Raw genomic sequence first — 20,341 nt, forward strand, 5'->3', positions numbered from 1 at the left:
AGCTTATCCTAAGATGAAACGAATCGCTTATTATGGCAGTTGTATCTTGTGCCTATCAGTATTACTGACAGGTTGTAACAATGATCAGGAAGAGCAATCATCAGAATCTAAAACAGCTGAAAAAGCAGAGCAAAAAGAAAGTACACAACAAGCACAGTTAAATGATGATGAAAAACAAGAAGTTAAAGAAGATTTAATCAAATGGATGGCAAAACGGGAAGCCAAAGACGAGCGAGCTGTATCTAACCGTTACTTTAATAGTGGATCATTTTCTAATGGTGATTGGTACGCTGGCTCCCCAGATGGACAAATTCAAGTAAGTAACCAAGGCGATCCAGGACCTAAAGCATTTGACGTGCACAACGTTGTTGGCTTAGTTACTTATGAAAGTAACGCAGATGTGACAGGTTTTGATGAAAGTGCAAAATCTTTAACTAATATCGAAGGATACGAACAAGTCGCAAATATGTCAGCACCAATTACAAAATACTTGTTCGCAGATAATGGTAAAGTTTACAAATGCACATTTGATAAGGATTCCGAAGAAACAACATTATCTTCCGGTTTCGCACCGAAAGATCACACCAGTAAAGATCCTAACTTAGCACCTGATAGCACATTTGATGAGGTCAAAGATAAAGAGATCACGGAACATTATCATAAATTACTCGATCAATATGACAAGTAAACTGCATAACAGATAAGCAGAAGGACCTAGGAAGTGTATCCTAGGTCCTTTTTAGTATTGATTGGTATATTGAAGTTACCCTCCAATGATAAATAAATCATTGCATGATTTTGCGCTTTCACAACAGTTTTGAAGTTAAAGCATATATTTAATAGTTTTAATACAATCCTATGCTATTATATGTTAGTTTTAAATTGAAAGAAAAAACAAAGGTCAGTGATTCGCATGTTTGAAAAACCAAAAGTAGCAATGACGCCTATGTTTAACTATATGCTCATTATCGTAGGTATCCTAGCATTCTTATTATTTTTCTTCGTTATTGATGCTAATGCTTTAATCAGTTTAATCATGTTCTTAGTGCCTACATTAGTTGCTATAGTCAATTTAAAACAAATAAAAAATAGTAGATGATTCTGTTTGTTAAATAGATATCACTAATTATAGGCACAAAAAACTCCTTACTCAATCGTTAGTAAGGAATTTTTCATTTAATCTATATATTATTGATGAACTAGGTCTTTGAAGTTTTCTAAGCGACGTTCTTTTTCTTCTTCGCTGATGTTATTTTTCTCAACGTAACGGTTTCTTTCATGTTTTGCACAATCATAGCAACATGCACCTAAATAACGTTCTTCATTTTCTTCAGAAACTAAGATTTGGCGGTTACATTCTGGATTTGCGCAGTTGATATAACGTTCGCATGGTGTACCGTCGAACCATTCTTTACCGACAACAGTTTTTTCAACTTGGTTCACGTCAACGCTGATACGTTCATCAAAGACATACATTTTACCGTCCCAGTATTCACCTTTGGTTTCTGGGTCTTTACCGTAAGTTGCGATACCGCCTTCAAGTTGTCCTACATCTTCGAAACCTTCACGTTTGAGGAAGCCTGAGAATTTTTCGCAACGGATACCGCCTGTACAGTAAGTGACGATTTTTTTGTTTTCGAGTTTTTCTTTATTTTCGCGGATCCATTGTGGTAAGTCTCTGAATCGAGTGATATCAGGACGAATGGCACCACGGAAATGACCAAGATCGTATTCGTAGTCATTTCTTGCGTCAAGAATGACTGTGTCGTCAGATAGTAACGCTTCTTTGAATTCGCTTGGTGAGTAATATTTACCTGTTAATTGATGTGGATCGATGTCTTCATCAAGACCAAGTGCCACGATTTCTTTACGTGGACGGCAGTGCATTTTTTTGAAAGCATGGCCATCAGCTTCATCCACTTTAAATACTAAATCTTTAAAGCGTTCATCTGCATGTAAGTGATCCATGTAAGCGTCTGTGGCTTCTTTTGTACCTGATACTGTACCGTTTAATCCTTCAGTTGAAACTAGGATACGACCTTTAAGACCGAGGGATTTACAATAGTCTAAGTGCTCTGATGCAAAAGTTTCTGGGTCATCAATTGTGACATATTTATAATATAGTAATACTCTATAATCCTTACTCATGTTCATTCTCCTCTTAATACTTTGAAGTGTAGTTCGTTTTGTATAGATACACGATGTTGCGCGTGTTAGTGACATTTTTCAATATTATCTCATATTTATCCTTATTTTGTACATGAGACAATTTAGACCATATTTCATTGTAACAAAATCGGCGTAAGTTTCAATTTATTAATACAAAAAATACATGTATTGTCAAATCTCATAGTTAAGAAATAGTTAAGAATGATTAAGAGATAGTTAATGTGATTTCCGAACCAGTGGCTGTAACATAAACAGTGTAATAAAAAACACTATAGAAAGTAGGAAATGACAATGAAATCAAAATTCTTTTTAGCAGGTGGCGCACTTGCCGCAACATTATTACTCGGTGCATGTAACAACATGGATGAGAAGAAAGACGATATGAAACAAGAAACGAAAGCAGACGAGAAAGAAAAAGACATGGATATGGAACAAAAAGATAATATGATGATGAAATCTGGTATGTTCAAAGGTGAAAATAAAGAAATGGTAGAAGGTAAAGCAACCATTAAAGATAATAAATTGATGCTTACAGATTTCAAATCATCTAAAGGACCAGACTTACACGTATACTTAACAAAAGGAAATGATATCGAAAAAGGTATGAAGATTGATGCTGTTGACTATGATAAAAAAGAACAAACTTTTGACCTTAAAGATGTGAAAGTCGAAGATTATGACACCGTAACGATTTATTGTGACAAAGCACATGTGATCTTTGGATCAGATGAACTTAAATAAGATGGAGCACGTGATATCTATGATAAAGAAAGTGATATTACTGCTCATTCGACTTGGATCAGGGATCCTCATGTTCATGCAAGGTTATGAAAAATTAACGGGTGGATTTGCGATAGACGGTTTGGTACCTGTGGTTATTCAAAATCAAGATTCTCCAGAATGGTATAAGTGGTTTTTCGAACATGTCGTCGCACCATTCATACCTGTGTTTAATTGGTTAGTTCCTTTAGGAGAGATCGCAGTCGGTCTTGCACTGATTTTTGGTGTGTTGACTTATACTGCAGCGTTCTTTGGCGCATTCATGATGCTGAACTACATTTTAGCAGATATGATATTTTCGTATCCAACTCAGCTCTTTTTCTTTATAATAATCTTAATGAATAAGCAGACGATTCAACAGTTAGATTTAAGATTGTTATATCGATTGCGAAAGAGAAGAGGCGATGGCCATGTCGCACATCCTGATCGTGGATGACGAGCCAGATATTAGAGAGATTTGCAAGACTTACTTTGAATTTGAAGGGCATGAAGTGACGGTAGCCGCAAATGGACAACAAGCTATTGATTTACTTCAACCTACCATTGATTTGATGGTGCTAGATATCATGATGCCTGAAGCGGATGGATATGATGTCGTAAAGGCGATGAAAGCAAGACAATTAGATATACCTTACATTTATTTAACTGCGAAAACAAATGAAACTGACACGATTTATGGTTTGATGCTCGGGGCTGATGACTACGTTAAGAAGCCCTTCAGTCCCCGAGAATTAGTCATAAGAGCGAAGAATATTTTACAGCGTGCGAATAAAGCTGCCAAACCAACAGATACAGTAACGTGTGGATGTTTGACGCTGAATAACGTCACGAAAACAGCGACCATCTGTGATCAACCGTTAGCCTTACGGGTGAAGGAGTTTGAATTATTGTGGCACTTTGCGACACATGAAGATGTGGCACTTTCGAAGACAGATTTACTCGAACAAGTATGGGGTTATGAGTATTATGAAGATATGAATACCCTCAATGTGCACATTCACCGGCTAAGGGAGAAACTCGAACAACACGACTACGATGATTATGTGATTGCGACGGTATGGGGACTCGGTTACAAGTTTCAAAGGAGGGCCTAAATGTCTATACGAAAACAACTTTTTTATTCATTTATTGGCTCGATTGCCATCACGACGTTATTCGTGTTTGTACTATATAAACTCATGTGGTTTGATGGCCAACAAACGATCCTTTTGACCCTCTGTTCCTTTGTTTCAAGCATGATTACATTGACTTTAGCAATTGGTTTTACCATTCCGACGATTAAAAAATTAGAACGATTAAATCAACAAACCCAAGACATTGCACAAGGGAATTATCACGTGGACTCGTTAGACATCCGGACCCCTAAAGAATTAAAAGAGCTTAACCATTCCTTTGATGTGATGGTTGCGCGTATTCGTGAACAATTAGAACTTATTCAGAGTGAACAAGATGAGAAGATACGCCTCATCCAAAACTTAGCCCATGATTTGAAGACCCCCCTAGCAAGTATGAGATCTTATACAGAAGGGTTAAGAGATGGTGTAATCCGAGATGAAAAAGCAGTCACGCATGCCTATGACGTGCTGATTTCTCAGTCTGAACGGTTAGCAAATATGTTTGATGATTTAACAGGTCTTATGACACTGAGTCAGTCTACACGTAGTGTGTCGCTCATTCATATCGATCAGTTTTTAGTACCCATTTTAGATACGTACCAACACCAGCTGTCACGTGAACAACGCCATTTAGAAGTGGATCTTGTGCCCCAACTTCAACCATTTTATCAAGATCAAGGTGCACTGGAACGTATCATTACGAATTTAATCGATAACGCGCTGAAATTTTCACCAGCAGGGAGTACAATAACGATTAAAATCGATCAAAAAGATGAAAATCAACTTATGATGTCTGTAACGGATGAAGGGATTGGTATCGCTGAAGCGGACCTCCTGCATATCTTTGAACGAACGTATCGTGTCGAACATTCACGGAATCTTAAAACCGGTGGCTCAGGCTTAGGGCTTTATATCGCACATACCTTGGCTGAACAAATCGGAGGGCAGCTGACCGTTGAGAGTACGCTTAACGTCGGTACCACGATGACATTAACCTTTCCGATAAAACACCATGCATAAAGTAAAAAAGAGGTTGAGATCTATAGTGGTCTCAGCCTCTTTCGTATGGGTAAGGTGATGAATGTATAAGGTTCAAGTTGTGTGTTTGTGAGACGACTAGGTTTAATTGTCTAAATCTAGCAAGGTTCTAAAAGTGCCGTGTTCTGGATAACTTTCTCGATATAATCCACGGCGTTGTAATTCTGGCACAATCATATTGACGAAATCTTCGAGACTTCCTGGTAAGGTTGGAAGCATCAAATTAAAACCATCTGCGACATCTTCATTAAACCAGTGCTCCATTTCATCTACGATACTTTCTGGCGTACCAATCAATGTTAAATGACCGCCACCTGCGCTTAAGTAGCCAAGTAATTCTCGTACGGTCGGCTGTTTATCTCGGATAATCTCTAACACGGTTTCATAACGGCCAACTGGTCCTTTAAACGCTTCTACAGGTGGAAGTTCAGGAACAGGCTCATCTAAAGCCCATTGTGAACAATCTTGACCAACAAAGAAGCTGAGTTGATCGAGTGCAGCCTCTATCGGAAGCTGTTCATCGAGTGCCTGTTTTTTAGCGCGTGCAGCTTCTTTTGTTTCAGCGACATACGTCACGAGACCAGGGAAGACTTGAATCTGAGCTTCTGGTCGATCGCTTTCAGCTATCGCTTGATCGAGTTTGTCTTGATATTGTCGTGCTTGTTTGAGATTCCAAGAGACGGAATAGACTGCATCCGCATATTTTGCAGCGAGTGCCACACCTTGTTTGGAAGCACCCGCTTGCATTGCGACGGGTTTACCTTGAGGGCTCTGTGGTGCAGTGGATGGTCCATCTACTTGAAAATATTTACCATGATGGTGAAAAGGTTGTATATGATCTGCATGGATTAAAGTTGAAGTCGCTCGGTCATGTACAAAGTCCTCTCCATGCCATGAAGTTAGTAATTGATTCATCACAGAAGCAAATTCATCTGCTTTGGCATAACGTTCTTCGCGTTCAGGTAATGCAGGTAGACTGTGATTTCGCGCTTCTTCATCAGTCATCGAAGTGACGAGATTCCATCCTACGCGACCTTCTGTCATGTGATCGAGTGTCAGTAATTGACGAGCAGTGGTAAATGGATTGGAAAAAGTGCTTGAGATTGTCGCAACTAAGCCGACATGGTGTGTCACTTGCGCGATTGCTGTGAGATTGATGATCGGGTCATACCACATGCTAGGCATGTCTAAATCAGATGATGGATTAAAGGCTTGATTATCTGCGAAAAAGATCGCATCGAAATAACCTCGTTCTGCGAGTTGAGCAATGTTTTGATAGTAAGTCAGTGTGCCAATTTGTTCAATACTTGAGTCGGGCATGAGCCACGCAGCTTGGTGGTGACCACAGCCAAGGAGCAACATACCGATATGCATTTGTCTTTTTTTATTTTGCGTCATGAAATTCTCCTCGTACGTTCATATTTTGAAAAATGAAGCGGTCGTAACTGAGTCAGTCTTAGAATTAGTACATTGTAAGTCCGCCGTCTACGGTGATGTTTTGGCCTGTGATGCCATCTGCTTTTGCTGAAGCTAGAAAGACGACCATGTTTGCGACATCTTGTGGTGTTGTGACTTTACCAAGCGGTGTCGTTGAAGCGATCGCATCAAAAACTTCAGGTGTTGTCACTGCACTGGCATCGGTTGTTTTCAATAAACCGCCAGAGACAACGTTCGCATTAATGCCATATTGACCGAGCTCTGCAGCGATGTTACGTGTGAAACCGATGAGACCCGCTTTTGCGGTAGTATATTGGTGATAAGGCACGACTGGATTTTGATATAAATTGGTACCAATTGAAATGATGGTACCCGCCTTACGTTCGATGAATTGCGGAATAACACTTTGTGTGACGTTGAAAGCGGCTTTGAGTGTACCATCTAATTGTTGTTGATAATCTTCCCATGCTAAATCTGTAAAAGGCTTTTGTTTTTCAGGATCGAATTTAAATCCAACTAAGGCATTGTTAATGACGACATCAATTTGGCCGAAGTGTTCCGTCGCTTGTTGTATTAATTGATCGACTTCTTTACGATCGGTTACGTCTGCTTGAAGCGCAATGGCTTGGGTGTCGTTTACATTTTCGAGTAATGCTTCTGCTTTATCTTTACTTTGATGATAATTAATCACTACGTTAAAACCTTGTTCAATCAATGTTTGAGCGATGGTAGCGCCTAATCCACGACTGCTACCTGTCACTAATACTGTTCTTGTCATATAAGTCCCTCCGCTTATAAGGTCATAAAAAATACGCAACCTTCTCTAGGAAAGTTGCGTATTACGCGTATGTATATAGAGGCACACATAGCTACACACCATGCGTGACAAATTCATCAGCATCAACACTTTCCTACGCTAGCTTCAACTAGATCAGGTTCAAAGGGTCTGGGCAAGCCCATCTCAGTTTAAAAACACCCCTAGTGTACGTATCTTCTATTTGTTTTAAATGTATAGTTTTTTAATAAGAAAGTCAAGGTAATGTGGGAGGAGATAAATGGAGGATAAATCCAATTCGGGGGCACATGTCTATATTACAAAGATAGGTTAAATGTCATAATCTGTAACAGTTTGTAATCTAATATAGACATAAAAAAGAAGGAAACAGTGTTTTCTGCTTCCTTCGTAACTTTTTCAATCATATGTTTTCAAGACTACATTTATACATCTATTTGAAGATCATGACTGATCGTTATTCATTTAACTATATCGCGCGATCGCACAACATCAATTAGTAACGCGTCTTAATTGCATTGGAATCTGGAAATATATGATAAGCAAGACCAATGTGATCTAGAAAATTACCCACAAGTACGGCAGCGATAACCGCTGTAATACTAACGATAATGTGAGAGGCTTTGAGACGACTGTATTGCTCGCTTTTGTCATATAGGTTGAATGCAACGAAGACAGCGACGATTGCGCCGATTAAAATGGTTAGCTCCATATGACCGCCTCCTTTATACGACATTTGTATCAATTCAATTTGAATACAGTTTAACAAATGTCCATATTACTAAAAAGACATATTCGATTAAAAAATGCTTACAAATATGTAAGATAGATTACAAATTGAAGGCAAGTGAGTTTGATACGTCATAAAAAGAAAACGCAGCTTTGATTCACGTTATATTTGTGAAGTTCAAAACTGCGTTAATTTATTATTTATCTAATGCATCTGTTTTGATATCTTTATCGGCTAAGAAATCTTTGATTTTCTGTTGTTGTTTACCGTTTACATCCCCAGCATATTGGGTTGAAACATCGACCACATTGAGTTCGTTTTGAGGTTGATAGTCTAATTCTTCAATGTCTTGATCGACATTTTTAATTGTTGAATTGAGCGCTGTAAAATATGTGATGATACGGTCCACATTTTCTTGATAGCCTTTAGGTAACGTGTTGTCCTCTACAAATTTTTGGAAACGGACATCATTTTTAGCCGCGATATGAGAGAGGTCAGACAAACGTTCGGCTTGTGCATCCGTAATTTTCACATTTGAACCCGTTTGTCGGTCTAATTTATATTGCATGAGATATTTATTGTCTAAGATATCAGAATTGACATCTAAATAGGTTTGAATCGCATCATTTGCTTCTGATTCAGAAATTTTTTCACCTTGTTTATCAGAAGAAAAAATGTCATCTTCGGTTAATTTCTTAACATCTTTCGGTGCGTGTCGTTGACTGTGACGGGAGTCATCATCGGGGTGAGATGATTCGCTTGAACAAGCAGTCAATACCAGCGCGAACGCCATGAGACAACACAGAATTATTCGTTTCTTCATTAAACTAGAGCTCCTTTTATAAGGTTATAGATCATGATTCTCTATTCACTGTCTTATCTTATCACGTTTAAAAGGTTGTTTGTATGATTTGAGCAGAAATTAAGAGACAATATTATGAACAGTATTTGTATGAGGGATTGAATATTTTTAGTTGAAACATACCATTTTTGAAAAGTAAAAAAGCACAAACCACTGTTTGAACTCTTGAAGGGAGAATGGTTTGTGCCGAATGTACTAACTTTAATTTAAAAAATAATGATTAACTAAAAATTCATAAGGTAATCATCGCATTCATAACCACTAAACATCCGTATTGAACTAGCGAATGAAGCACATGATTAAGTATTAATTTGTTGTTCTTCATCAATAAAAAAATGCCAACTGAGCAACATTGCCCAGCCGGCAGTTTTCATATGATCTCATATTTTCTTTAATATAAGAGTATAGATCAATTTACTGTTATTTATCAATGATAGGGTATTTGTTTCATTAGTTACGGATAATATAGTCGAATGCGCCAAGTCCAGCGTTTGCACCTGCACCCATTGAAATAATAATTTGTTTATAAGGTACTTCGGTTACGTCACCGGCTGCAAATAAGCCTGGTACGCTTGATGCATTGACTTCGTCGATTTTAACTTCGTGTCGTGCGTTAAGTTCGACATAGTCTCCAAGCCATTCCGTGTTTGGTAATAAACCGATTTGAACGAAGATACCTGAAACATCAAGTGTATGTTCTTCGTCAGTTTCTGTATCTAGATATTTAATGCCTGATACATTGTTGTCACCTAACACTTCAGTCGTTTGTGCATTTTTAACTACTGTCACATTTGAAATTTCAGAAACACGTTTTTGAAGTACTTCGTCGGCTTTAAGCGTTGCGCCGCGTTCTAATAAGACAACGCTTTTCGCAATACCTGCTAAATCAATGGCAGCTTCGACACCTGAGTTACCGCCACCGACAACTGCGACATCTTTGCCTTCAAAGAGTGGGCCGTCACAGTGAGGGCAGAACGCTACCCCTTTATTGATGAGTTTGTCTTCGCCAGGTACTTCGAGTTTACGCCAGCGTGCACCTGTTGCAACGATGACTGTCTTACTTTCAAGTACAGCATCATTGTCTAGTGTGACTTGGAACATATCGTCTTTTTTATCGATGCTTGTCGCTCTCATGTTGATCATTTTATCAATGTTGTATTCATTGATATGATCTTCAAGCGCTGAAGCGAATTGAGGTCCATCTGTTTCTTTTACTGTAATGAAGTTCTCAATTGAACCTGTATCATTCACTTGACCACCGATATTTTCAGCAACAATACCTGTACGTAATCCTTTACGTGCGGTATAAATCGCTGCACTACCACTTGCAGGACCACCGCCAACGACAAGTACATCATAAGGATCTTTGTCATCAAAGTTGGATGGATCTGCTTTGCTTCCGAGTTTGCCAAGAATATCTTGTATAGTCATACGACCATTACCGAACTCTTCGCCATTTAGGAATACGGCAGGTACCGCCATAATGTCTTCAGATTCTTCTCTAAAGATAGAGCCGTCAATCATCGTATGCGTAATGTTTGGATTAAGCAAACTCATTAAGTTAAATGCTTGTACGACGTCTGGACATTTTGTACATGTTAAACTTGCGAAAGTTTCAAAGTTGAGAGGTTCATCTAAAGCTTTAATTTGATCGATGACCTCTTGATCTTCTTTCGGAGGGCGTCCGCTCACTTGTAAAATCGCAAGTACAAGTGAATTGAACTCGTGGGCCATAGGTATACCAGCAAAGGTAATTCCAGTATCTTCGCCAGGACGATTTACGGTAAAACTTGGTGTACGCTTAAGTTCAGCTTCTTGAACAGTAATACGAGATGAACTGTTCGCAACTTCATCTAAGAATGTGCGTAACTCATTAGACTTATCGTCATCCCCAAAGCTTGCTTTGAGTTCCACATCGCCTTCCATTAATTGAAGTAACTGTTTCAGTTGAGATTTTAATTCTTCATTAAGCATTTGGAAATGCCTCCTTAGATTTTACCTACTAAATCAAGTCCTGGTTGCAATGTTTCTGAACCTTCTTCCCATTTAGCTGGGCAAACTTCACCTGGATGTTGACGTACATATTGTGCAGCTTTCACTTTGCTGATAAGTGAGCTAGCGTCACGGCCGATACCGTCTGCATTGATTTCAGCTGCTTGAACTACGCCATCAGGGTCAACGATGAATGTACCACGTTGAGCTAATCCTTCGTCTTCGTCTAATACGTCGAAGTTACGAGTGATAGTTTGAGAAGGGTCACCAATCATAGTGTATTGGATTTTGCTGATTGCGTCTGAATGGTCATGCCATGCTTTGTGTACAAAGTGAGTATCAGTAGATACTGAGTATACATTCACGTCAAGTTCTTGTAATTTATCGTATTGATCTTGTAAGTCTTCTAATTCTGTAGGGCAAACAAATGAGAAGTCTGCTGGATAGAAGATTACGATATTCCAAGAACCTTTTAAATCCTCGTCAGATATTTCGAAAAACTCATCTTTTTTCGGATCATAAGCATTTGCTGAGAACGGCAAAATTTCTTTTTTAATTAAAGACATAAAATACATCCTCCTAGAGTGTGTTGATTTTGAATAATATGCAAAAAAACAGTCAGATTAGTCTAATTGCTTAATTGCAATTATTATAATCTCTCATTCATTATTATCACATGGGGCCATCAATTAGTCAATGGACATCCCTTGCGAATGAAAAATATTGAGATGGCAATCATTTGGTAATGCGATAAAGCATAAATACAAACATTTTACTATTTCAGAACATCGTACCTGTGAAACCATTGAATTGTACTTAAATATCAATTAGATCTTTATATTCTCAATTAGATCTTTATATTCTCAATGGAGCATATGCTGCAGCAAGCGCTATCACTCCATAGTTTAATTATACCTGTTTTAAAAAGAAATAAAGAATATAAAAAAGAGAGAGACAGAATTCTCTTTTCCTAAAGAATTCAATCTCACTCTTTTGTTAAGATAAATGAATTTACCGACCGGTGATAATTGGTGCTTAAATGCTAAACGCTTTTTCCATGACCTTGATTGACGGCATTTCGGAAGTATAATTTTCGGCAAAATCATCACAGCTCGTCAAAACTAAAAATCAGTTTTGTTCGCTGTTCGGATTTGCTCAAATTATGAACACTTCCTCCATGACCTTTGATAAACGGCATTCCGAAAGCAGGATTCTCGGCAAAAAACGCATGATTCGACAAAACTTGAGAAGCAGTTTTGCTCATCATTTGTTTTTGCTCAAATCCTAAGCGCTTTCTCCATGATCTTAACGTTCCCAGTATCTCACTTTTTGGAATGCGTCTACGATAGCGTCTGGTTCGTCTGATACTTTCACGCCTGGTGCGTTAAGATCTAGATCTAAGTTTTCGAAAAGATTTGCAGCTTGTTGGTTAAACACAAGTGGTTTTTTGTGTTTGAAGCTGAGTTGCGCAAATTCTTTGGATGGATCTTCAAGTGTTTCGCCATCTGATAATACGATTAAGCTATCAAATAGTGTTGGGTGTGCAGTATCAAATGTTTCAGTAACACCGAAGTCTTCGTCGATGTTTTTAGCTTTTGTACCTACGAAAGCGTAGTTTAATTTATTATCAGCAAATGTTTGTGCGTAAGATTTAAGTGTATCTTCTGGGATATCACCATTCACAAGCACTGCTACTGAGTGACCTGGTAATGGACGTTTGAATTTTTCCATTGAGATTTGGCTATCTTTTTTATCGTGTTGAACTTCTTCAGTTTCATCTGTAGGTGCTTCAACACCGATGTTGTCTGCCACACGTTTCGCAAATTCGTGATCTACTTTATTAAGTTGGTTAACTGCGTTTTGTTTAACCATGACGCTTGCACATTTTCCAAGTTCGAATGAGAAGCCATCAAGTGTATGTTCGTATTCAGCTTCAGTTAAGCTGTTAAGATACAATTTCGGTTGTGTATAGTAATCTTTGAAGCTTTCACTACGTTTACGGATTTTATGACCTTCTACTTTTTCTTGGAAGTGTTCAAAGCCACCATTTTCTCTAGTTGTAGTGTGTGGATCGTTATTGTTTAATGCGTTGATATGGTAGTTTGTTTGGCCTTCGTGTACTTTTGATTGATGTTGTGCATCGCGTTGATTGTTGTGTACGTCTGCAACAGGTTGGTTGATTGGAATTTGGTTAAAGTTAGGTCCACCAAGACGGTGTGCAAGTGTATCAGTGTAAGAGAATAAACGACCTTGTAATAATGGATCGTCTGAGAAGTCGATACCTGGCACGATGTTACCTGGATGGAAAGCAGATTGTTCTGTTTCATCAAAGACATTGTCTACGTTTTTATTCAACGTCATTTTACCAACGATTTGAACTGGAATTTCATCTTCTGGCCAAATCTTAGTTGGGTCTAAAATATCAAAGTCGAAATCAAATTCTTGTTCTGGGCTTAAGATTTGTAATCCAAGTTCATATTCAGGATAGTCCCCTTTATCGATGGATTCGTATAAATCTTTACGGTGGAAGTCGATGTCTTTACCTGATAATGTTTGTGCTTCATCCCATACAAATGATTCAAGACCTTGAACCGGTTTCCAGTGGAATTTAACAAAGTGAGATTCGCCTTTACTGTTCACTAAACGGAAGGTATGCACACCGAATCCTTCTAATTGACGGTAGTTTTTAGGAATACCGCGATCACTCATTGCCCAGAAAGCCATGTGTGTTGCTTCTGGATTTTGTGCGAAGAAGTCCCAGAATGTATCGTGTGCTGTACCTGCTTGAGGCATTTCATTATGTGGTTCAGGTTTTACTGCGTGTACCATGTCTGGGAATTTGATGCCATCTTGAATGAAGAAGACTGGGAAATCGATACCTACAAGGTCATAGTTACCTTCGTCTGTGTAGAATTTAGTTGCGAAACCACGTACGTCTCTGACTGTATCTGGAGATCCTTTAGATCCTTGTACGGTAGAGAATCTTACGAATACAGGGGTTGTTTTTTCAGGGTGAGTAAGGAAATCAGCTGATGTATATTCGGATAAATCTTTATAAAGTTGGAATTCACCGTGTGCACCGAAACCACGTGCGTGTACGACACGTTCAGGAATACGTTCTTGGTCGAAGTGCATGAGTTTTTCTCTCATGTGGAAGTCTTCGAGTAGGCTTGGCCCGCGTTCGCCTACTGTTAGCGTGTTTTCATCTTCAGTGATTTTTACACCGTTGTTCGTTGTCATAGCTTGGTCTTTACTGTTCGTTTTGTACTGATCAAGTTGCTCTTGCTTTTTGTTTGCCATAATTTTCCCCCTACTTATAATCTAAGTACTTATGCACATTTACTATTCCCAAGTTCCTTCCGATTAAAACTTTTATTAAATAATAATGATTAAAATGAGCGTAGAGGGAAAACGATGTTTTATACAAATGTAACGCTGACTTCTCCCACGTTACTAAATTGTGCCTTATATGTGCCTAGAGCAGCTGGAATAGGAGAAATAAATGTCCCTGAAGAAATAATCTGGCCGCGTTGTAATGATTGATCTTGGGTTGCTAACTTTCGAGCAAGCCACTGGATGGAATGAATCGGATTGCCTAATACTTCTGAACCTTTCCCAGATCCCTTATTTTCTTGTTGATGCGACAGTTCCATTTGGATATCCGCAAATGCTTCGTAGCTCAATGGGTCGACATCTTCACCTACGACAATTAACCCTGTAGCTGTATTGTCAGCGATAAGATCACTTAAAGTGAAGTTAGGGAACCAGTCAATATAACGCGCGTCAGGCACTTCGATACCTGGTGCGACGTGGACTTTGTTGACAATTTCTTCAACTGATGGATCTTGTGATAATCGATCATTTAATATAAACATCAGTTCAGGTTCAATGAGTGGAGAAAAACATTTAGACAGTTCGATCGTTGCACCGGTATGATAGACGACATTTTTCAAAATGGTGCCGTAAGCAGGTTCGTTCGTATTCGCAATACTTTGAGTCGCTGCACTGGTCATACTCACTTTATAACCTGCGACATCTGTTTGTTGTGCTTGCTTAATTTTATCGATGAGCAGTGATTGTGTGGCATATGCTTCAGCTTCTGTCAGTTTATAGGATTCGCTGATAAATCGAGTGGGTTCTAATGTTTGGTATGCTTCGTGTAAGAGTGTTGCAATTTCTTCGTTCGTTTTAGCCATAGGAATGGCACCCTTTGTTTATTATTCTGAAAATTTATATTATTATAATAACTTAAAATTAAAGCGTTTCAAACCTTTTAATATAAAGAAAATAGGGTATATAACATAATAAGAACAATTCTTTGGAGATTTGAGAAGGAGGCACAACAAAATAATGGCTGATTATATATATAATTTATTAACCAAGCATCATTCTGTCAGAGAATTTAAGGATGAAAAAGTACCAGAAGATGATGTTAATAAAATGATTGAAGCGGGACAACGCGCCTCAACATCTAACTTTCTACAAACATACTCAATCATTGGCATCGAAGACATAAACGTGAAAGAAGCACTTAAGGAAGTATCCGGACAACCGTATGTTGTTGAAAATGGATACTTATTTGTATTTGTAATGGATTACTATAAACATCTCGTAGCAAGCGAAGATTCAGATGTGGCAGAAGATGTACAAGAAACCACAGAATCTGCAGAAAGCTTACTTGTCGGGGCAATCGATGTAGGCTTGTTAGCACAAAACATTGCAGCGACAGCAGAAGATATGGGGTACGGCATTGTGTACCTTGGATCATTAAGAAATGATATCGGTCGTATGCGTGATATTTTAGACTTACCGGACCATACCTTCCCACTCTTTGGTATGGCAGTCGGCGTATCTGCTGATTCAGATGAACAAGCACAAAAACCACGTATGCCAAAAGAACTCATTTTCCATCAAGATCGCTATGATAGCGACGTGGATACGAAACGTGAGTTATTGAAAACTTATGATGAATCAGTCAGAAGTTATTATCAAGAACGTACAGATGGCGAGAGAGATGAAACTTGGTCTCAACAAGCAACGAACTTTTTAAGCGGAAAACCTCGTCTGGATATGTTAGACCAATTAAATAAAGCTGGATTTATTCGAAAATAGTTGCGGCATCACATACGAAACAAGATTCATTTTTAAAGGCAGCCCCATAGAATCAAAGAGAAGGAGGGAGGGGTAAAGCAATGTTTGGCGACTTTATAAAAGGAAAAAAGCGTAGCACTGGGAAGCAAAAGGAAGCTGTAGATAAAAACGCCAATAAAAAGATAACGCCGCAAGAACTGAGTGATTATTGGAAACACTTCGCCAAAAAAGTGATTACTTGTTGTATGTATGCTGTAGAACATACAGCAGAACGGATTTTCATCTTAATGTCATTTGATGAACGACAACCTTCGATCGACATCTTTTACCAAATCAACGGTGAACTCAAATTATGGGCAGATTTAGACAACGCGCAGTATGTTCAAAATATCCAAAAAGATGTTATTCCATATACTGAAAAATTTGTTAAACAAGTGAATCGTGTCTATGACCGTGCAGGATGTTGTCGCTTGGCATATGGGCAAATTCAATATGAGTTTGAAACACAAATGTTTTATACACACCGTGTTTCATCGTCAAGCATTGAAGCACATTTAGATAAAAGTGCAGCCTTGATGATCTGGTTTGATGATGTTCAAAAAGAAGTCAAACACTTGCCTGTCGATAGTAAACAACAAATTACATGGGGACCATTCAGATTGAGATATACTTAAAGTGAAAGATGGATCGATTGAAAAGGTGTTCATGAGTGGATATGCGTATGATAGATACATTTAATAGATTTTAAAGCAATAAAAAAGGCTCGGACAATGTGATGTCCGAGCCACTTTTTTAAGTTGTATTAATTTTGTTCTGTAGTTAAATCTCCAACTTTATTGGAATTATAAGCGTCTTTATCTAAGTGACCAGTTAATTTAGAAGTTCCGACACCTGCAAGGATTGAGTCGTTCACATTTAATGCCGTACGACCCATGTCGATTAACGGTTCGACTGAAATGAGTACACCTGCTAATGCAACTGGTAAGTTCAATGTTGAAAGCACGATGATGGATGCAAATGTGGCACCACCGCCCACACCAGCAACACCAAGTGAACTAATGATAACGACACCGAGTAATGTCACGATGAATTGTAAGTCAATATCTACACCAGCGACTGAGGCAACCATAATTGCGAGCATCGCAGGGTAAATACCGGCACATCCGTTTTGACCGATAGAAAGTCCGAATGATGCAGAGAAGTTTGCGATACCATCCGGTACACCGAGACGACTTTTTTGCGTTTGTATATTGAGTGGTAAAGCACCTGCACTTGAGCGTGAAGTGAATGAGAAGAGTAGCACTTCACCTGTTTTCTTAATAAATGTAAGTGGGTTGAGACCAATACCACTGATGATGAGTAAGTGAATGATGTACATAATAATGATTGCGACATAAGACGCAATGACAAATTCACCTAATGTCCAAATCGCTCCGAAATCACTTGTCGCAATCGTATTCGCCATAATCGCTAAGATACCATATGGTGTCAAACGTAATACGAATGTCACGACTGACATAACAAGTTCGTATATTGCGTCGACTGCGCGTTTAAGTATTGAACCTGTTTCTGGTTTTTTACGCATGACTCTTAAGAATGCGAAACCGATGAATCCAGCAAAAATAACGACCGCAATAGTTGATGTTTCACGTTGACCAGTGAAATCTAAGAATGGGTTCGCTGGGAGTAGTTCTAAGATTTGTTGTGGTAACGTATTCGCTGTCATTTCTTTAGCTTGACTTGCAATTTCTGCACTACGTGATTGTTCTTCTTGTCCGATATGAATAGAAGAAGCATCTAAGCCAAAGAGTAATGATACGACAATACCGATGATGGCGGCAATCGCTACTGTACCCATTAAGAATAGGAAGATTGAAATCGCGATGCTCGCGAATTTCTCACCGACTTTAATTTTAGTGAATGCTGAAACAATTGAAATAAAGATTAATGGCATGACGATCATTTGTAGTAATGCGACATAACCATCACCCACGATATTAAACCAGTCAGATGTTGTCTCAATAATATTTGAATCTGCGCCATAGATTAAATGGAGGACAACACCAAATAGAATACCGATACCGAGGGCGGTAAACACACGTTTAGGGAAAGAGACGTGTTTTTTTGCCATGATAAATAAACCGACGATGAAAGCAACTAACACAAGTACATTAATAACCGTTAAAAATGTTCCCACTACTTTTACCCTCCAATTAAGTATAATTAATGGTGCTAATTCCGATATATATAATAGGATATTAGTAATTACAACATAATACAAGGGAATTATTGGATTTGTCAATAATTAGATTTATTAAAAATAACTATTGTATAGGAGACATGTAGGGGAGTATAAAAATAAAAAACTAAGGCACACCATTATGTACCTTAGTTTTTTATCGTCACTTATATCATTTTAAAATCATCATCAAGTGATGCAGAGATTAGCGCCATATCGATGAATCATGGCAATTTGTAACGAAAACAATCATTAAAGATTAAATAATCGTGCAAAGAATCCTTTTTTCTGTTGCGGTTCAGATTTACCAAGCGGTGAAGATTGTTGTTGTGAATGGTTTTCACTTTCGCTTGTAGTAGTTGAATCTTGTGAAGTTGATTCACTTTCTGATTCAGATTGTGAAGTGGAAGCTGAGGCTTCAATTGTATCCTCTTGTGCCACCTCACTCGTTGTTTCAGATTGCGCCACATTAGATGGTGTTTCTGATTGAGATGCAGAAGCCGTTTCAGAGTGTGTGGTTTCTATTTCAGAAGTTTCGGTCGTATTGGTTGCTGACGTTTCAGCTGCTTGAGCTGTTTGAGTTGTTGCAGGCTCAGGTTGTGCAATTGTGGTTACAGTTTGCGCAAGTTTGGCTTGTTCTTCTTGTAGTGATTTCGTTTCATCCATTGTAGATTGTGCGAGTTCAGCTTGTTGTTTTTGCGCAGTTTGCATTTCATCTTGTGCAGCTTTAATTGAATCTGTAGACGTTTGCAATGTTTGTAGCGACTCTGCATTGGCGTCTAATTTCGTAGCCAGTTGTTGTTGCATCTCAGTCAATTCATGTTGCTGTTCGCTGACTTGAGATAATATTTGATTTAAACGTTCGCGATCTTCACGGAGTTGTTGAATTTCTGTATGTAACGCTTCGACTAATTCTACGACGTTTTGATCCGTAGGTAAGTGGGCTTCTTCATCTTTAACCAATACTTGAAGAAAATCTTTTTCTTGTTCAAGTTCATCGAATGCTAAGTCATAGCTATTGGTTTGTTTCACTTTTTCCGCTATATCTTGGAATAGCTCGATATCTTCTTCTTGGAAGTTTGTTGCTTCACGACCACGATATTCAGTTTTATTTAAATGATAGCCGCGTTCTTCTAAATGTTGAACAATTTTGCGCACTTGTTTTTCACTAAGTTCAACACGTTGGGCAAATTCTTTAGTTAACATAGATATTATCCTTTCGCTCAATTTTTACACTGACGGATGTCTTAGGTTAGGCAAACGTCAGTCTGACCTCTATGCTAGTTTACCCCCTTTACCCATTGATTTCAAGTGTTCACGTTGTTGACTTATGCAAGCCCATCTCTTCTAAAATAGGATAGATGACTGAGCGCGGGATTCGATTTGCGAAAACGTATTTTAAGATATAATTTGATTTTACACTGGTACCGTAGATGTCTTTAGTTAGTTCAATGTTAGATTTTATATATAAATCCATTGGCATATTATTTCGCTCACCATGTAAGGGTGGTAAGCGGTAATCGAGATCCGTTTGTTTTTCGAAACCATGTTGTCGTAAAAATAGGCGGCGTTGTTTAAGCACTTCTTCCTCTTCGGGTGTTGTAGAAAGAGGCGCTTTAGGAACTTCGAACATGATAAAATTGACGTCTCTATCGTGTGTATATTGTGCGAGTTCATTGATTTTTAGTTCGATTTGTTCGAGCGTTAAACTGATGATGTCATCGTGGTCTTCTCTGTTAGAAGCGATTAAATAGATGAGAAACGCTGAGTGAGTCGTCGCTTCATAATGCGCTGTAGCTAAACTGACAACGGTATTATCTTCAATTCCAACGAGAAAGACATAATCGTCTTTCGTATGTTTATTTTCAAGTGATTGTACGAAGGTTTGTTCATCTTCTAATAAAGCGATATCGAGTTTCCCATCATAAAGTGATAAGGCTTCTTTAAACAAAGGGTCGTCTGAAGTTTTCACAACTTTAAATTCCATGTAGCATTCCCCCTAAGGCAGCAATATTGAGCAATCTATAATACAAGTGTTTGAGTTAAATGGTAAGCTATTTTACTTTTAAAGCCAACTGTTTATTTATAAAATCGG

Annotated in this window: 20 protein-coding genes and 1 riboswitch; of the genes, 8 read left to right on the forward strand and 12 right to left on the reverse strand. The window is 38.3% G+C overall.

The genetic code is table 11. The annotated features are described in order from the left end of the window. Window positions 1-13: 13 nt before the first annotated feature. Entirely contained in the window at window positions 14-688 is a 675-nt protein-coding gene (locus ACSBRB_RS08515) for a hypothetical protein (protein ID WP_435032414.1), read from the forward strand. Window positions 689-913: 225 nt separating this feature from the next. After that, entirely contained in the window at window positions 914-1,099 is a 186-nt protein-coding gene (locus tag ACSBRB_RS08520; protein WP_435032415.1) for a hypothetical protein, read from the forward strand. A gap of 89 nt (window positions 1,100-1,188) precedes the next feature. Here the strand turns inward: ACSBRB_RS08520 and trhO are convergent, their stop codons facing one another. Next, complete coding sequence (gene trhO / locus ACSBRB_RS08525; protein ID WP_435032416.1) at window positions 1,189-2,148, reverse strand: oxygen-dependent tRNA uridine(34) hydroxylase TrhO; 960 nt, start codon at window positions 2,146-2,148, stop codon at window positions 1,189-1,191. A 312-nt stretch (window positions 2,149-2,460) separates the two neighbouring features. Between trhO and ACSBRB_RS08530 the strand changes: the two genes are divergently transcribed. The 4 genes from ACSBRB_RS08530 to ACSBRB_RS08545 are packed head-to-tail and all read left to right on the forward strand — an operon-like array spanning window position 2,461 to window position 5,084. Next, window positions 2,461-2,910, forward strand: coding sequence for a DM13 domain-containing protein (locus ACSBRB_RS08530; RefSeq protein ID WP_435032417.1), 450 nt, complete (start codon window positions 2,461-2,463; stop codon window positions 2,908-2,910). Window positions 2,911-2,932: 22 nt separating this feature from the next. Continuing rightward, window positions 2,933-3,385, forward strand: coding sequence for a DoxX family protein (locus ACSBRB_RS08535; protein WP_435032459.1), 453 nt, complete (start codon window positions 2,933-2,935; stop codon window positions 3,383-3,385). After that, window positions 3,360-4,043, forward strand: coding sequence for a response regulator transcription factor (locus tag ACSBRB_RS08540; RefSeq protein WP_435032418.1), 684 nt, complete (start codon window positions 3,360-3,362; stop codon window positions 4,041-4,043). Before ACSBRB_RS08535 ends, ACSBRB_RS08540 begins: the two co-directional genes overlap by 26 nt. After that, window positions 4,044-5,084, forward strand: a complete 1,041-nt coding sequence (locus ACSBRB_RS08545; protein ID WP_435032419.1) for a sensor histidine kinase — start codon at window positions 4,044-4,046, stop codon at window positions 5,082-5,084. It begins immediately after the preceding gene. Between the two features lie 102 nt (window positions 5,085-5,186). On the opposite strand, the gene ACSBRB_RS08550 is transcribed toward ACSBRB_RS08545, so the two are convergent. From ACSBRB_RS08550 to ACSBRB_RS08585, 8 genes are all read right to left on the reverse strand, one after another. Then, complete coding sequence (locus ACSBRB_RS08550; protein WP_435032420.1) at window positions 5,187-6,500, reverse strand: LLM class flavin-dependent oxidoreductase; 1,314 nt, start codon at window positions 6,498-6,500, stop codon at window positions 5,187-5,189. Between the two features lie 64 nt (window positions 6,501-6,564). After that, a complete protein-coding gene (locus ACSBRB_RS08555; RefSeq protein ID WP_435032421.1) occupies window positions 6,565-7,317 on the reverse strand; it encodes a 3-oxoacyl-ACP reductase in 753 nt (250 codons plus the stop codon). A gap of 113 nt (window positions 7,318-7,430) precedes the next feature. Next, window positions 7,431-7,529, reverse strand: a riboswitch (TPP riboswitch). A gap of 299 nt (window positions 7,530-7,828) precedes the next feature. Next, complete coding sequence (locus tag ACSBRB_RS08560; protein ID WP_435032422.1) at window positions 7,829-8,044, reverse strand: hypothetical protein; 216 nt, start codon at window positions 8,042-8,044, stop codon at window positions 7,829-7,831. 214 nt (window positions 8,045-8,258) lie between these two features. Continuing rightward, entirely contained in the window at window positions 8,259-8,885 is a 627-nt protein-coding gene (locus ACSBRB_RS08565) for an NDxxF motif lipoprotein (protein ID WP_435032423.1), read from the reverse strand. A 489-nt stretch (window positions 8,886-9,374) separates the two neighbouring features. Then, window positions 9,375-10,898 carry an alkyl hydroperoxide reductase subunit F gene (gene ahpF / locus ACSBRB_RS08570; protein WP_435032424.1) on the reverse strand — a complete coding sequence of 508 codons (1,524 nt, stop codon included), beginning with the start codon at window positions 10,896-10,898 and terminating at the stop codon, window positions 9,375-9,377. 14 nt (window positions 10,899-10,912) lie between these two features. Beyond that, the gene (gene ahpC, locus ACSBRB_RS08575; protein WP_435032425.1) at window positions 10,913-11,482 is read right to left on the reverse strand and encodes an alkyl hydroperoxide reductase subunit C; all 570 of its coding nucleotides are present in this window, start codon (window positions 11,480-11,482) and stop codon (window positions 10,913-10,915) included. A gap of 739 nt (window positions 11,483-12,221) precedes the next feature. Further along, window positions 12,222-14,216 carry a catalase gene (locus tag ACSBRB_RS08580; protein WP_435032427.1) on the reverse strand — a complete coding sequence of 665 codons (1,995 nt, stop codon included), beginning with the start codon at window positions 14,214-14,216 and terminating at the stop codon, window positions 12,222-12,224. 119 nt (window positions 14,217-14,335) lie between these two features. Next, entirely contained in the window at window positions 14,336-15,112 is a 777-nt protein-coding gene (locus ACSBRB_RS08585) for a 2-keto-4-pentenoate hydratase (protein WP_435032428.1), read from the reverse strand. Between the two features lie 154 nt (window positions 15,113-15,266). Between ACSBRB_RS08585 and ACSBRB_RS08590 the strand changes: the two genes are divergently transcribed. Beyond that, entirely contained in the window at window positions 15,267-16,028 is a 762-nt protein-coding gene (locus tag ACSBRB_RS08590; protein ID WP_435032429.1) for an NADPH-dependent oxidoreductase, read from the forward strand. A gap of 80 nt (window positions 16,029-16,108) precedes the next feature. Further along, window positions 16,109-16,681 (forward strand): hypothetical protein, encoded by a 573-nt coding sequence (locus ACSBRB_RS08595; RefSeq protein WP_435032430.1) that lies wholly within the window; start codon window positions 16,109-16,111, stop codon window positions 16,679-16,681. A gap of 128 nt (window positions 16,682-16,809) precedes the next feature. On the opposite strand, the gene ACSBRB_RS08600 is transcribed toward ACSBRB_RS08595, so the two are convergent. The 3 genes from ACSBRB_RS08600 to ACSBRB_RS08610 form a co-directional block, all read right to left on the reverse strand. Continuing rightward, a complete protein-coding gene (locus tag ACSBRB_RS08600; protein ID WP_435032431.1) occupies window positions 16,810-18,204 on the reverse strand; it encodes an L-cystine transporter in 1,395 nt (464 codons plus the stop codon). 294 nt (window positions 18,205-18,498) lie between these two features. Beyond that, window positions 18,499-19,452 carry a hypothetical protein gene (locus ACSBRB_RS08605; RefSeq protein ID WP_435032432.1) on the reverse strand — a complete coding sequence of 318 codons (954 nt, stop codon included), beginning with the start codon at window positions 19,450-19,452 and terminating at the stop codon, window positions 18,499-18,501. A gap of 109 nt (window positions 19,453-19,561) precedes the next feature. Beyond that, the gene (locus ACSBRB_RS08610) at window positions 19,562-20,233 is read right to left on the reverse strand and encodes a hypothetical protein (protein ID WP_435032433.1); all 672 of its coding nucleotides are present in this window, start codon (window positions 20,231-20,233) and stop codon (window positions 19,562-19,564) included. Window positions 20,234-20,341: the final 108 nt, after the last annotated feature.

The sequence above is a fragment of the Staphylococcus auricularis genome (assembly GCF_051172115.1).
In the GTDB taxonomy this organism is placed as follows: domain Bacteria; phylum Bacillota; class Bacilli; order Staphylococcales; family Staphylococcaceae; genus Staphylococcus; species Staphylococcus auricularis_A.